The organism is Luteimonas sp. Soil_C_5 (assembly GCF_057656615.1).
In genome coordinates this window covers 314842-329536 of record NZ_JBDGKA010000002.1, presented here as the reverse complement: position 1 = coordinate 329536, position 14695 = coordinate 314842, and the positions used below count along the sequence as shown (strand labels likewise).

At 67.2% G+C, this 14695-nt stretch carries 12 protein-coding genes; 8 read left to right on the top strand and 4 right to left on the bottom strand.

Annotation, left to right across the window (positions count from 1 at the left end):
* Nucleotides 1-2: 2 nt before the first annotated feature.
* A complete protein-coding gene (locus AC3A5K_RS05910; RefSeq protein ID WP_487616593.1) occupies nt 3-1400 on the top strand; it encodes a class II 3-deoxy-7-phosphoheptulonate synthase in 1398 nt (465 codons plus the stop codon).
* A gap of 654 nt (nt 1401-2054) precedes the next feature.
* Here the strand turns inward: AC3A5K_RS05910 and AC3A5K_RS05905 are convergent.
* From AC3A5K_RS05905 to typA, 3 genes are read right to left on the bottom strand one after another with little or no spacing between them, the layout of a single operon-like run.
* Complete coding sequence (locus tag AC3A5K_RS05905; protein WP_487616592.1) at nt 2055-2513, bottom strand: DUF2127 domain-containing protein; 459 nt, start codon at nt 2511-2513, stop codon at nt 2055-2057.
* Nucleotides 2513-3097 carry a 2'-5' RNA ligase family protein gene (locus AC3A5K_RS05900; RefSeq protein WP_487616591.1) on the bottom strand — a complete coding sequence of 195 codons (585 nt, stop codon included), beginning with the start codon at nt 3095-3097 and terminating at the stop codon, nt 2513-2515. The genes AC3A5K_RS05905 and AC3A5K_RS05900 overlap by 1 nt, the downstream gene beginning before the upstream one ends.
* Nucleotides 3094-4923: a translational GTPase TypA gene (gene typA, locus AC3A5K_RS05895; protein WP_487616590.1), complete on the bottom strand. Its 1830-nt coding sequence runs from the start codon at nt 4921-4923 to the stop codon at nt 3094-3096. Before typA ends, AC3A5K_RS05900 begins: the two co-directional genes overlap by 4 nt.
* 171 nt (nt 4924-5094) lie before the next feature.
* Between typA and AC3A5K_RS05890 the strand changes: the two genes are divergently transcribed.
* The 5 genes from AC3A5K_RS05890 (at nt 5095) to prpE (ending at nt 11251) form a co-directional block, all read left to right on the top strand.
* On the top strand, nt 5095-5589 hold the full coding sequence (locus AC3A5K_RS05890) for a peptidylprolyl isomerase (protein WP_487616589.1): 495 nt from the start codon (nt 5095-5097) through the stop codon (nt 5587-5589).
* 366 nt (nt 5590-5955) lie between these two features.
* Entirely contained in the window at nt 5956-6750 is a 795-nt protein-coding gene (locus tag AC3A5K_RS05885; protein ID WP_487616588.1) for a hypothetical protein, read from the top strand.
* A gap of 117 nt (nt 6751-6867) precedes the next feature.
* Complete coding sequence (locus tag AC3A5K_RS05880) at nt 6868-8067, top strand: aminotransferase class I/II-fold pyridoxal phosphate-dependent enzyme (RefSeq protein ID WP_487616587.1); 1200 nt, start codon at nt 6868-6870, stop codon at nt 8065-8067.
* Between the two features lie 68 nt (nt 8068-8135).
* Entirely contained in the window at nt 8136-9122 is a 987-nt protein-coding gene (locus AC3A5K_RS05875) for a malate dehydrogenase (protein WP_487616586.1), read from the top strand.
* Between the two features lie 227 nt (nt 9123-9349).
* Nucleotides 9350-11251, top strand: coding sequence for a propionate--CoA ligase (gene prpE / locus AC3A5K_RS05870; protein ID WP_487616585.1), 1902 nt, complete (start codon nt 9350-9352; stop codon nt 11249-11251).
* 4 nt (nt 11252-11255) lie between these two features.
* Here the strand turns inward: prpE and AC3A5K_RS05865 are convergent, their stop codons facing one another.
* Nucleotides 11256-12473 (bottom strand): citrate synthase family protein, encoded by a 1218-nt coding sequence (locus AC3A5K_RS05865; protein ID WP_487616584.1) that lies wholly within the window; start codon nt 12471-12473, stop codon nt 11256-11258.
* Between the two features lie 104 nt (nt 12474-12577).
* On the opposite strand from AC3A5K_RS05865, the gene prpB reads away from it, so the two are divergent.
* Both prpB and prpC read left to right on the top strand, forming a co-directional pair.
* Nucleotides 12578-13465, top strand: a complete 888-nt coding sequence (gene prpB, locus AC3A5K_RS05860) for a methylisocitrate lyase (protein ID WP_487616583.1) — start codon at nt 12578-12580, stop codon at nt 13463-13465.
* Between the two features lie 53 nt (nt 13466-13518).
* On the top strand, nt 13519-14679 hold the full coding sequence (gene prpC, locus AC3A5K_RS05855; RefSeq protein WP_487616582.1) for a bifunctional 2-methylcitrate synthase/citrate synthase: 1161 nt from the start codon (nt 13519-13521) through the stop codon (nt 14677-14679).
* Nucleotides 14680-14695 lie beyond the last annotated feature (16 nt).

Genomic DNA, 14695 nt, shown 5'->3' with positions numbered 1-14695 from the left:
TGATGCCGTCGTCCGCAGAACGCCCCCAGTCGCCCATCGCCGTGCCCGAAGACTGGCAGCCCGACGCGTGGCGGCAACGCCTGGCCAAGCAGCTGCCGACCTATCCGGATGCGGACGCGCTGGCCGAGGTGCAGCAGGAACTGCGGGCCTTGCCGCCGCTGGTGACGTCGTGGGAGATCCTCAGCCTCAAGCAGCAGCTGGCCGATGCCCAGGAGGGGCGGCGATTCCTGTTGCAGGGCGGCGACTGCGCCGAGAATTTCGGCGACTGCACGTCCGACATCATCTCCAACCGTCTGAAGGTGCTGCTGCAGATGAGCCTGGTGCTCGTGCACGGCATGCGCCTGCCGGTGGTGCGCGTGGGACGGTTCGCGGGGCAATACGCCAAGCCGCGCTCGGCCGATACCGAGACGCGCGATGGCGTGACCCTGCCGTGCTATCGCGGTGACGTGGTCAACGCGCCGGCGTTCACGCGCGAGGCGCGCACGCCGGATCCGCGGCGCATGATCAAGGCGCATGCGCGTTCGGCGATGACGATGAACTTCGTGCGCTCGCTGATCGATGGCGGCTTCGCCGATCTGCATCACCCGGAATACTGGGGCCTGGAGTGGGTGGGCGAATCGCCGCTGGCCGAGGAATACCAGCGCATGGTGTCCGGGCTGGGCGATGCCGTGCGTTTCATGGAGACGCTGGCCGGCACGCAGGTGCACAACCTCAACCGGGTCGACTTCTACACGTCGCATGAAGCGTTGCTGCTGCCCTATGAGGAAGCACAGACCCGCCAGGTGCCGCGTCAGCCGGGCTGGTTCAATCTCAGCACCCATTTTCCGTGGATCGGCGTGCGCACCGCGGCGCTCGATGGCGCGCACGTGGAGTACTTCCGCGGGCTGCGCAATCCGATCGGGGTCAAGGTCGGTCCGACGTCGACGCCCGACGAACTGCTGCGCCTGATCGACGTGCTCAACCCCGACGACGAACCCGGCCGCCTGAGCCTGATCCATCGCATGGGCGCGACCCAGATCGCAGAACGCCTGCCGGCATTGCTCGAGGCGGTGCGCCGCTCCGGCCGCCGCGTGCTGTGGATCTGCGATCCGATGCACGGCAATACCGAATCCACCAGCAACGGCTACAAGACGCGCCGCTTCGACAACATCCGTAGCGAGATCGAGCAGGCGTTCGACCTGCACGCTGCAGGCGGGACGCGTCTGGGCGGTGTGCATCTGGAACTGACCGGCGAAGACGTCACCGAGTGCATGGGCGGGGCGCGGGCGCTGACCGAGATCGATCTCGAGCGCGCGTACAAGAGCCAGGTCGATCCGCGTCTGAACTACGAACAGGCGCTGGAAACGGCGATGCTGATCGTCCGCAAGCAGGTGCAGGTCAGCGGGTTGTCTCGCCAGTAGTGCAGCCGGCTGCTGGTCTCGGCAGCGCAGGCGGTTCGGTCGTCGCGTGCTACCGGCGCCCAGCGCTGCGGCGTCAGCGGCCGCCTGCAGCGTCGCCAGTACGCGTCCGGCCCCGGAGCGCGCATCGGTATCCAGTTGGCGCGCATCCATGCGCGTTGCCGCGGCGGCGCAGGTCGTGACGTCAGCGATGTCCTCGGAGAAGTATCGATCCCGCAGCGTCTGGGCGTCCTCGATGCTCATGGCGTTCCGCCGCTTGACGAATGCGCGTTGCCTGCCTTCAGCGTGCGTGTCCAGCAGGCCTTTGGTGCGGCCCATCCAGCCCGGATAAAGCCGCCGTACATCGTCGTTGCGCGTCTCCCAGGCGAACATGGGCCCGGTGTGCGTCAGGGCCGGCGGGTGCTGAAAGCGGGCCGCAGGCGTCGGCGCATGCGGAGCGGGCGAAGTACGCCGCAGCAGGGACCTGGACGGCGGCATACGTCTGTTCGATCAGGCGCTCGTCCGCGCGTGCGTCCGGTGCACTCGTGAGCAGTACGAGGCCGAACCCCAGCGCGGACACCGCGTCTGCGGGATGACACGGAACATGGCCAGGAATCTCTGCGCGTGGCCGGTGTCGTGCGCAGCGCATGGCGGCGACGTGTGCCGGCAGCCCTTGGATCAGACCGCGCTGCGGCGCCGGCGCAGATCGCGTGCGAGTACCAGCACGATCATCAGATTGAGCAGAAACACCCCCCAGGTCATCCAGTCCGGGTGCTGCCACAGCGCGTAGATCTCGAACGGCAGATAGGCCGCTGCACCGATCACGCCCAGCCACGATGCCCAGGCGCGGTGACGCCACAGGCCCCAGCCTTCCACGAGCCGCATGCCGGCATAGATCACCGCCACGCCGATCGCGATGTGCAGCGTCTGTGGCGTGATCGCATCGAGCATGGCGGTGCCGCCGCGCTCGGCGTCCACGCCGAACCGGGCCAGCACGCGTTCGAGTTCGTGCTGCAGCGCATCCGGCCCGATCGCCGCGAGCGCGCCGGCCACGACGAGCGCGAAGACGCCCTTGGCGGCCTCGAACAGCGCGATCGCGCGCAGGCCCTTGTGGGTGTCAGGGCGATCGTCGGTCATCAGAACAGGGCGTCCTGTCGGGGTGGTTCGGGCAATGCCGCGCCGGTCAGTGGCCACGCGCCGAGCACGTCGTAGTGGCCACCGGGATTGAACAGCAGTTCGAACGTATCGACGACCAGTGCATCGCCGCTGCAGTCCACGGCATCGAGCCAGGACTGCGGCGGCTGGTGCTTGCCGACATAGGCCAGCGTGACATGCGGCTGATGCGTGACCTGCTCCGGTGCGATGCCGCAGCGGCGGATCGCGTCGCGCGTCGCGTCGCACAGCGCCTGCAGGGCGGGGCAGGGACGCGGCAATGCGACGACGGCGCCCGACTGCGGCCAGTAGGCGAGACGTTCGATCGTGAAGGCGTGCGGAGGAATGCGGGCAGCGGCACCGGCGAATGCGACGTGCAGCGCCGGTGTCGCGAGGTGCGTGCCGTCACGGCCGATGAAACAGAGCGTGACGTGCCACTGGTCCTCGCGCCGCACCTGCAAAGACGGCGCGCCCAAAGGACGCGCCGTCTGCAAACGTTGCGACACCGTCGCGAGCACCGCCCGGCCGTCGGCACTGGGCCGCCACGCCGGGAACAGCGCCTGGCTCACGCTGCGCGGGACGCGCGCTTGCGATCGCTCTCGGTCAGCGCCTTCTTGCGCAGACGGATTTCCTTCGGGGTGATCTCGACCAGTTCGTCGTCATCGATGAAGTCGAGCGCCTGCTCCAGCGAGAACTTGATCGCGGGGGTCAGGGCGATCGCGTCATCCTTGCCCGAGGCGCGCATATTGGTCAGCGGCTTGGTCTTGATCGCGTTGACGGTCAGGTCGTTGTCCTTGGAGTGGATGCCGACCAGCTGACCCTCGTACACGTTGTCGCCCTCGGCGGCGAACAGCTTGCCGCGCTCCTGCAACGGGCCGAGCGAGTAGGCCGGAGTCGCGCCCGCCGCATTGGCGATCATCACGCCGTTGAGGCGCTTGGCGATGGCGCCCTGTTCCTTCGGACCGTAATGGTCGAACACGTGGAACAGCAGGCCGCCGCCCTGGGTCAGGGTCTTGAACTCGTTCTGGAAGCCGATCAGGCCACGCGCCGGGATCTCGTAGTCCAGGCGCACGCGGCCCTTGCCGTCCGGTTCCATGTTCTTCAGCTGGCCCTTGCGCATGCCCAGCTTCTCCATCACGCCGCCCTGGTGGGTCTCTTCCACATCGACCACCAGCTGCTCGATCGGCTCCATCATCTGGCCGTCGATTTCCTTGATGATCACTTCCGGGCGCGACACCGCCAGCTCGTAACCTTCGCGGCGCATGTTCTCGATCAGCACCGACAGGTGCAGTTCGCCGCGGCCGGAGACCAGGAACTTGTCCGCGTCTTCCAGCTGCTCGACCTTCAGCGCCACGTTGTGCACGGTCTCGCGCTCGAGGCGGTCCTTCAGCTGGCGGCTGGTCAGGAACTTGCCGCCCGACAGGTCCTTGTTGCCGGCGAACGGCGAGTTGTTGACCTGGAAGGTCATCGAGATCGTCGGCTCGTCGACGGTCAGCGCGGGCAGCGCTTCCGGGGTGTCCAGCGCACAGATGGTGTCGGAGATCGTCAGTTCCTGGATGCCCGAGATGGCGACGATGTCACCGGCTTCGGCACTGTCCTGCTCGATCCGCTCGAGGCCGAGGAAGCCGAGCACCTGCAGCACCTTGCCCTGGCGCTTCTTGCCTTCGCGGTTGATCACCGAGACCGGCATGTTCTTCTTCAGCGTGCCGCGCTGGATGCGGCCGATACCGATCACGCCGACGAAGTTGTTGTAGTCCAGCTGGCTGATGCGCATCTGGAACGGGCCGTCGGGATCGACTTCCGGCTTCGGCGCGTGCTGCATGATCGCTTCGTACAGCGGGGTCATGTCGCCCGAGCGCACGGTGTCCTCGAGGCCGGCGTAGCCGTTCAGGGCCGAGGCGTAGACGATCGGGAAATCCATCTGCTCGGCAGTGGCGCCGAGACGGTCGAACAGGTCCCACACCTGCTCCACGACCCACTCCGGACGCGAGCCGGGACGGTCGACCTTGTTGATCACCACGATCGGCTTGAAGCCCATCGCGAACGCCTTCTGGGTCACGAAGCGCGTCTGCGGCATCGGGCCGTCCATCGCGTCGACCAGGATCAGCACGGTGTCCACCATCGACAGCACGCGCTCGACCTCGCCGCCGAAGTCGGCGTGGCCGGGGGTGTCGACGATGTTGATGCGGTTGCCGTTCCAGGTGATCGCCGTGTTCTTGGCGAGGATCGTGATGCCACGTTCCTTTTCCTGGTCGTTGCTGTCCATCACGCGCTCGGCGAGGACGGTCCGCTCGGACAGGGTGCCCGACTGCTTCAGCAGGCAGTCGACGAGGGTGGTCTTGCCGTGGTCGACGTGGGCGACGATGGCGATATTGCGCAGGCGTTCGATGGACATGGGCAAGGCTGCGCCAGAGTCGAAGACCGGGGCGCACTATGGGCAGTGAAGGAAGTCGACCATTGTAGCGTGTTGCGCCGCCGCATGGAGGGGCGCTTGAAACCGCGTCGCAAGGCCGCATCTAGCGGTTTCGCCGGCCCATCGGCACCCCTTTCCAACGCAGGATTCATCATGTCCCTGAACGCCGTATTCGATACCGACCGTGGCCAGATCAATGTCGAGCTGTACGCCGACAAGGCGCCGCTGACCGTCGCCAACTTCGTCAATCTGGCCCAGCGCGGCTTCTACGACGGCCTGAGCTTCCACCGCGTCATCGCCGACTTCATGGTCCAGGGCGGCTGTCCGGAAGGCTCCGGCCGTGGCGGTCCGGGCTACCGGTTCGAGGACGAGACCGACAACGGCGTCAAGCACGACCGGGGCGTGCTGTCGATGGCGAACGCGGGCCCGAACACCAACGGCAGCCAGTTCTTCATCACCCACATCAAGACCGACTGGCTGGACGGCAAGCACACCGTGTTCGGCAAGGTCACCGAAGGCCTGGACGTGGTCGACGCCGTGAAGCAGGGCGACGCGATCAAGTCGATCAAGATCGTGGGCGACACCGAAGCGGTGCTGGCGGCCAAGGCCGACCGGGTCGCGGAGTGGAACAAGACGCTCGCAGCGTGATCGAACGACAGGCCGGCAATCGCCGGCCTGTTTCGTTTCGGGACCTCGGGCTCGAGGGCTGACTGCAGGCTCGCTGGGCGCCTGTCCGCAGCTGACAGGGAAAGCGTTGGAGCAGACGGGCGGACTGGCTGGTGTCGCGGTCGGGACGCTGCAGGCTGGCGGGATCGGTCTCCGTCCCCCTTCATTCCGGCAAAAGCCGGAATCCAGTGACGTTGCAGTGCCGGCGGGGCCTGAAGTCGCTGGATTCCGGCTTTCGCCGGGATGACGGCGCGAGAGGTCGCTGACTGCAATGCAGCACAGGTCCTGAATTCGCGCGCGGCCACGAGATCTTTCCGCACGGAACCGGACGCGTACAAGGAATCGAAGATGGCAATCCACGGGGCATACGCCTTCCTGCTGGCGCTCGGTCTCGGCGCCTTGACCGCGTGCAGCGGCCAGTCCCCGCCTGACGACGATGCGGAGCTCGCCTCTTCGGAGACATCGGAGCCATCGACGGACGAGGCCGCGTCCATGGAGGACTTCGAGCGCAGCCTCGAAGGCATCTGGAGCACCGGGGTTTCCGGCGGCGACGATGCCGAAACGATCTATGCGATCGAATGGCAGAGCGTCGGCGGCCTGCGCATCCTGCGCGACGGCAGCTGGCTCGCAGGCACGGTCGAGGATGTCGATCTCGACAACCAGACCCTGGCCTTCCACATCACCCGTGAGAACGGCCCCGACGAGACGGTGACTCTGCGCAAAGTGCAGGACACGGCGTCCGGTGAGGGCTTCCACCTGCGCGTCACCTGGGCGCAGGGACAGACCGAGACGCTGGGTTTCGTGCGCCGGCTGACCGATCGCGACCGGCAGGAGATCGTGCTGGAAGTCCGTCAGAGCGTAGTGCTCCCCGAGGCGGTTGCATGTGGCGGCGATGCAACGGCCGGGAGCCTGCGGGCGACGCTGGCCTGCAGCCAGAGCGAGTTCGCGGAACTCGATCGCGGCCTGCGCACGCAGCTGGTCGAACTGTCGGCGCGGTATCCCGATGGCGACCGCACCGCGGCCGCGGTCGTCCAGCAGCTCGATGCCTGCAAAACACCCGAGTGCCTGCGCGACGCCTACGCGCAATGGCAGACCTATTTCGACGAGAACTGCGACCTCGGCGACGTGCTCGATTACCTCTGAATCCGCGCGCTGCACGACCTCCGTGCCGGCAGTCGCCACAGGGCTGCGTGGTACCATCTGCCGCCGAAAATCAGCGCTTCCGCCGCATTCCCGACGCTCCACGAAGAGATGCCCCCGATGCCCCAGCTCGCCGCGCGGACCGCTCGCGCCAAGCCCAGCGCCATCATGCAGGTCGCCGAGAAGGCGAAGCGCCTGAAGGCCGAAGGCCGGGACATCATCAGCTTCTCGATCGGCGTGCCGAATTTCCTGCCCGGTCCGCATGTGTATGCGGCCGCGCGCGAGGCGCTTGAGCGCGACAGCGGACAGTACGGCAGCAACCGCGGCAGCGATGCGCTGCTCGACGCGTTCATCGGTCATCTCGATCGCATCGGCCTGCCGGGCTACACCCGCGCGCATTGCGCCAGCGGCATCGGCGCCAAGCACATCCTCTACACGCTGGCCGAAGTGCTGCTCGACGAAGGCGACGGCTTCGCGTTCGCCACGCCGTACTGGACGACGTATCTGGACATCGCCGAGATCGTCGGCGCCGACATCCAGCTGCTGCCGTGTCCGCCCGAACAGGACTACAAGCTGACCCCGGCGCAGCTCGATGCCGCGCTGGCGCGCAAGCCCAAGGTCTTCCTGTTCAACAATCCGTCGAACCCGACCGGCATGGTCTACACGCAGGGCGAGATCGCCGCGCTGGCCGACGTGCTGGTGCGCCATCCCGACACGTGGATCGTCACCGACGACATCTACAACCGGATGGTCTTCGACGGTATCGGCTACCACAACGTCGTGCAGGCGCGCCCGGAACTGCGCGAGCGCACCATCTTCGTCGATTCGCTGTCCAAGACCTACGGCATGCCGGGCTGGCGCGTCGGCCTGCTGGCCGGCCCTGAGAACGTCGCGAAAGCCTTCGCGACGATGAACTCCAACCACATCACTAACGTGCCGGAAGTCGTGACCGCTGCCGCGGTCGCCGCGCTGTCCGGCCCGCAGGACGTGCCGACGGCGAAGTGCGCCGAATTCCAGGCGCGCCGCGACGTGGTGATGGCGGCGCTGGCGGAGATTCCGGGCGTGGTCTGCCCGAAGCCCGCCGGCGCGTTCTACGTGTTTCCCGACATCAGCGTCGCATTCGGCAAGTCGCACGGCGACCTGCGCATCGAAAACGACGTCGACCTGTGCAATGCGCTGCTCGAAACCAAGGGCGTGGCCTGTGTGCCGGGCTCGGCGTTCGGCGAGCCGCGCGCGTTGCGCATCAGCTACACCTGTCCCGAAGCGCAGCTCGCGCCCGGGCTGGCCCGCATCCGCGAATTCTTCGCGGAGCTGACCTGACCGGCCGGCCCCCGCCGACCGGATGCTTCCCACCCACGTGACCGTTTGAACGAACGAGAGGATTGACGATGAAGAAGCCCGTCCGTGTTGCCGTGACCGGCGCTGCCGGCCAGATCGGCTATGCGCTGCTGTTCCGGATCGCCTCTGGCGAAATGCTGGGCAAGGACCAGCCGGTGATCCTGCAGCTGCTCGAACTGCCGATCGACAAGGCACAGGCCGCGCTGAAGGGCGTGATCATGGAGCTCGAGGATTGCGCGTTCCCGCTGCTGGCCGATGTCGTCGGCACCGACGATCCGGAAGTCGCGTTCAAGGACGCCGACATCGCCCTGCTGGTCGGCGCGCGTCCGCGCGGCCCGGGCATGGAGCGCAAGGATCTGCTGCTCGAGAACGCCAAGATCTTCACCGCGCAGGGCGCGGCGCTGAACAAGGTCGCCTCGCGTGACGTCAAGGTGCTGGTGGTCGGCAACCCGGCCAACACCAATGCCTACATCGCCATGAAGTCGGCGCCGGATCTCAACCCGCGCAACTTCACTGCGATGCTGCGCCTCGACCACAACCGCGCGCTGAGCCAGCTGGCGACCAAGGCCGACGTGGCCGTGGGCGACATCGAGGGCCTGATCGTGTGGGGCAACCACAGCCCGACCATGTACCCGGACTACCGCTTCGCGACCGCGAACGGCGTCAACCTCAAGGACAAGGTCAACGACGCGGACTGGAACGCCAACACGTTCATCCCGCAGGTCGGCAAGCGCGGCGCGGCGATCATCGAAGCGCGTGGCCTGTCCTCGGCCGCGTCGGCCGCCAATGCCGCGATCGACCACATCCACGACTGGGTGCTGGGCAGCAACGGCAAGTGGGTGACGATGGGCGTGCCGTCCGACGGCAGCTACGGCATTCCCGAAGGCGTGATCTTCGGCTTCGCGGTGACCACGCAGAACGGCGAGTACACGCTGGTCAAGGACATCGAAGTGGACGACTTCAGCCAGAAGGCCATCGACAAGACGCTGGCCGAGCTCGAGGAAGAGCGCAGCGGCGTGGCGCATCTGCTGGGGTAAGCGAAGACTGCTTGCGGACCACCGGTCCGCAGGCTTCGCGAACGCCCGCGCTGCTTGCGCGGGCCGGGCGCGCGATCCGCTGAAAGATCGCATGAAAATGAAGCCGGGCCATGTGCCCGGCTTTTTCGTAGGCGCGCGCGTGGATTTCCGGCGGTGTAGACCATTGTCGTAACGCATCCTTGCCGCTTGCGGACTAGCCTGCCGGATTCGCAACCGGGAGGGTCGACATGGGCTACGAGGACTTCCACCGCCGCTCCATCGAAGATCCCGAAGGGTTCTGGGGCGAACAGGCGCAGGCGATCCACTGGCACAAGGCGCCCGAGCGCATCCTCGACTATTCGAATCCGCCGTTCCGCAAATGGTTCGTCGGCGGCGAGACCAATCTGTGTTTCAACGCCGTCGACCGGCATCTCGAGGCGCGTGGCGACCAGCTCGCGCTCGTTGCGATCTCGACCGAAACGAACGAGACGCGCGAGATCAGCTACGCGCAGCTGTATCGCGAGGTCAACGATTTCGCGGCCGTGCTGAAAGCGCTCGGCGTCGGCCGCGGCGATCGCGTCGTCATCTACATGCCGAACATGGCCGAGGCCGCGTTCGCGATGCTGGCCTGTGCGCGCATCGGCGCGGTGCACTCGGTGGTGTTCGGCGGCTTCGCCGCGCACAACCTCGCGCTGCGCATCGACGATGCGAAGCCTGCGCTGTTGATCGCGGCCGATGCCGGCAGTCGCGGCGGCAAGGTCATTCCGTACAAGCCATTGGTCGACGCCGCATGCGCGGAGGCGCAATCCCCGCCGCCGCACGTGCTGATCGTCGATCGCGGCCTCGATCCCGGCTACGCGCGCGTCGAAGGGCGCGACGTCGATTACGCGACGATCCGCGCGCAGCACGCCGGCACCGATGTGCCGGTGGAGTGGCTGGAATCCAACGAGCCCAGCTATCTGCTCTACACCTCCGGCACCACCGGCAAGCCCAAGGGCGTGCAGCGCGATGTCGGCGGGTACGCGGTGGCGATGGCGCTGTCGATGTGGTCGATCTACGACATCCGCCCGGGGCAGGTGATGTTCACAACGTCCGACGTGGGCTGGGCGGTGGGACATTCCTACAACGTCTACGGCCCGCTGATCGCAGGCGCGACGGTGATCCTCTACGAAGGCCTGCCCTTCAGTCCGGACGGCGGTATCTGGTGGAAGATCTGCGCCGACTACGGCGTGCGCACGATGTTCTCCTCGCCGACCGCGATCCGCGTGCTGAAGAAGCAGGATGCGAAGTTCCTGACCGAGTACGACCTGTCGAAACTCGAATACCTGTTCCTTGCCGGCGAACCGCTCGACGAGCCCACCGCGAGCTGGATCAGCACCGGCCTCGGCGGCACGACGATCATCGACAACTACTGGCAGACCGAAACCGGCTGGCCGGTGCTGGCGCTGATGCCCGGCGTCGAACTCAAGCCGGTGAAGTTCGGTTCGCCAGGTCTGCCGACGCCGGGCTACGACCTGCGCGTGATCGACGAAGCGACCGGCGAACGCGTGCCCCCCGGCACCAAGGGCGTGCTGGTGATCCAGCCGCCGCTGCCGCCGGGCTGCATGACCACGGTGTGGAACGACGATGCGCGCTTCCTGTCGAGCTACTTCTCGCACTTCAACGAACTGCTCTACAGCTCGCTGGACTGGGCGATCCAGGACGAGGACGGCTACACCTTCATCCTCGGTCGCACCGACGATGTCATCAACGTCGCCGGCCATCGACTCGGCACACGCGAAATCGAGGAATCGGTGTCGAGCCATCCGGCCGTCGCCGAGGCCGCGGTGATCGGCGTCGCCGACGAGCTCAAGGGGCAGGTGCCGATCGTGTTCGTGACGCTCAAGCAGGCATCGGCGAATGCGGACGCGCAGCACGCGACCGCCGGCGAGATGATGCGCACCGTCGCCGATCAACTCGGCGCCGTCGCGCGGCCGGCGCGGGTCTACGTGGTGAACGCGCTGCCGAAAACGCGCTCGGGCAAGTTGCTGCGGCGGTCCTTGCAGGCGCTCGCTGAATCACGTGATCCGGGCGATCTGTCGACGCTCGATGATCCGAATGCGCTGGAGGAAGTGCGCCGTGTGCTGGCGCGGGGCGCGGACGCGGGCTGAGCCTTCAGTCCGCCGGCGCAACCCCGGTGTAACGCGCGCGCGGGCGGATCAGCATGCCGAGTTCCTGCTGCTCCAGCGCGTGCGCCAGCCAACCGGCGAGCCGGCCGGCCGCGAACATGCACAGCGCCGGCGTGGCGGGCAGGCCATGCACGAAACAGATCGCCGCGAGCATGCCGTCGATGTTGGGATGGCGGCCGCTGGTCTCGGCCGCGGAGTTGAGCACCGCTTCGACCTGCTGCATGCGTGCATCACCCGCGTGGCGTGCACGCAGCATCGCCAGCACTTCGGCGGCCCGCGGGTCGCCGTCGGGATACAACACGTGATGGAAGCCGGGCAGGTCGTCGCCGCGTTGCCAGCGCTCGGCGACGAAGGCAGCGGGCGAGGGCGCATCGCAGGCCTCGCGGATCAGCGCATGCGCGCGCGCGGTCGCGCCGCCATGGCGTGGGCCCGACAACGCGGCGAGTCCTGCGCAGACCGTCGCATGCAGATGTGCGCCGGTGGACGCGACCACGCGCGCGGCGAAGGCTGACACGTTGAGTTCGTGGTCCGCGCACAGCGCCAGCGCCGCGCGCACGAGATCGGCGAACGCCGCGTCGCCGGGGCGCCATGCATCGGCGAGCAGCACGTGGACGGGGCGCGCATCCGGCGTGCCGGCGACCAGCAGCGCCGCGTTCTGGCGCAGCAATGTCGCCGCGACGCCACGCTTCGCCGCGGGCGCGGCGCTCAGCGAATGCCGCAGATCCGGCGCGAGCAGCGGGATCGCCGCCATCGCGCGTTCGATCGGCGGCAGGCTGGCATCGCCCGCGATCGCGACGACGCGCGCGGGCCAGTCGCCGGTCGCGACGTCGAAAGGATCCGTATCGCCGCAATCCCACAACAGCCGCGCGGTGTCTTCGAGCGTGGCGCCGCTGCGGACCATCGCGACCGCGGAACGCCCGCGGTAGTACGGACTGTCGGGCCGGATCAGCGAGATCCGCGTCTCCATCACCGGCAGGCCGCGATCGAGACTCTGCGCCGCACCGCGGGCCGCGCCCCGGCCTGCGCGCTTGCGCTGGGTCAGGCGTTCGATGTCCTGGCGCAGGTAGACGCGGCTGCGATGGTCGGCGCCGGGGCGCGATTCCAGCAGCCCGCGGCTGACGTAGGCGTAGAGCGTTGCGGTGCTGATGCCGAGCGCGGCGCAGGCCTCGGCGGCGGACATCAGGTCGCCATCGTTCGCATTCACAGTGAATCCCGATGTATTGATTGATTCGATCAAGATTGATCAACCATTCGGATGGTGCCAGATTGCACGCCATCGCGGTACACCGCAGTCCCGGAGTCGCATCGATGACCACGCTTTCCGCAGGCGCGAAATTCCGCGCCGCGCTCGCCGCCGAATCGCCACTGCAGGTGATCGGCGCCATCAACGCCAACCACGCGCTGCTGGCCCAGCGCGCCGGCTTCCAAGCGATCTATCTGTCTGGCGGCGGCGTCGCCGCGGGCTCGCTGGGTCTGCCGGATCTGGGCATCAACACGCTCGAGGACGTGCTGATCGACGTGCGCCGCATCACCGACGTCTGCGATCTACCGCTGCTGGTCGACATCGACACCGGCTTCGGCGCGAGCGCGTTCAACATCGAGCGCACCGTGAAGTCGCTGATCAAGGCCGGCGCCGCGGCGTGCCATATCGAGGATCAGGTCGGCGCCAAGCGTTGTGGCCATCGTCCGGGCAAGGAAATCGTGTCGCAGGGCGAGATGGTCGACCGGGTCAAGGCCGCGGCCGATGCGAAGACCGATCCGGACTTCTTCCTGATCGCGCGCACCGATGCGATCCAGGTCGACGGGGTCGACGCCGCGATCGAACGCGCCATCGCCTGCGTGGAAGCCGGCGCCGACGGCATCTTCGCCGAGGCCGCCTATGACCTCGACACCTACCGCCGCTTCGTCGATGCCGTGAAGGTGCCGGTGCTGGCCAACATCACCGAGTTCGGTGCCACGCCGCTGTTCACGCGCGACGAGCTGGCGTCGGCCGGCGTCGCCATCCAGCTGTTCCCGCTGTCGGCATTCCGCGCCGCGAACAAGGCAGCCGAGAATGTTTACGCCGCAGTGCGCCGCGACGGTTCGCAGCAGGCCGTCGTCGACACGATGCAGACCCGCGAGGAACTCTACGAACGCATCGGCTATCACGCGTTCGAGCAGCGCCTCGACGCGCTGTTCGCATCGAACAAGCAGTAACCGATTTCCGATCTTTCCTTCCGTGCCCACGGGGCATCCAACGGAGATTCCAGATGAGCGACACCGCCACCACCGCCCCCGGCTTCAAGCCGAAGAAGTCCGTCGCGCTGAGCGGCACGGCCGCCGGCAACACCGCGCTGTGCACCGTCGGCCGCAGCGGCAACGATCTGCACTACCGCGGCTACGACATTCTCGATCTCGCGCGCACCAGCGAGTTCGAGGAGATCGCCTATCTGCTGGTCCACGGCAAGCTGCCGACCGAAGCGGAACTGCGCGGCTACAAGGCCAAGCTGAAGTCGCTGCGCGGCATTCCGGCGGCAGTCAAGGCCGCGCTCGAGGAACTGCCGCCGTCGGCGCATCCGATGGACGTCATGCGCACCGGCGTGTCGGTGCTCGGCTGCGTGCAGCCGGAGAAGGACGACCACAACCATCCGGGCGCGCGCGACATCGCCGACAAGCTGATGGCGTCGCTCGGTTCGATGCTGCTGTACTGGTACCACTGGAGCCACAACGGTCGCGCGATCGACGTCGAGACCGATGACGATTCGATCGGCGGGCACTTCCTGCATCTGCTCCACGGCCACGAACCGCGCGAGTCCTGGGTCAAGGCGATGCACACCTCGCTGATCCTGTACGCGGAGCACGAGTTCAACGCCTCGACCTTCGCCTGCCGCGTCATCGCCGGCACCGGCAGCGACATGCACAGCGCGATCACCGGCGGCATCGGCGCGCTGCGCGGCCCCAAGCACGGCGGCGCGAACGAAGTCGCGTTCGAAGTGCAGAAGCGCTACGACACGCCCGACGAAGCGGAAGCCGACATCAAGGCGCGCGTGGAGAAGAAGGAAGTGATCATCGGTTTCGGCCATCCGGTCTACACCGTCAGCGATCCGCGCAACGAAGTGATCAAGCAGGTCTCGAAGGAACTGTCCGACGAAGCCGGCAGCCGCAAGATGTACGACATCGCCGAGCGCCTGGAGACGGTGATGTGGGACATCAAGAAGATGTTCCCGAACCTCGACTGGTTCAGCGCGGTGAGCTACCACATGATGGGCGTGCCGACGGCGATGTTCACGCCGCTGTTCGTGATCGCCCGCACCGCCGGCTGGAGTGCGCACGTCATCGAGCAGCGCATCGACGGCAAGATCATCCGTCCCAGCGCGCAGTACACCGGTCCTGAAGACCAGGCGTTCGTGCCGATCGCAGAACGCAAGTAACGCCGCACTGCACCGG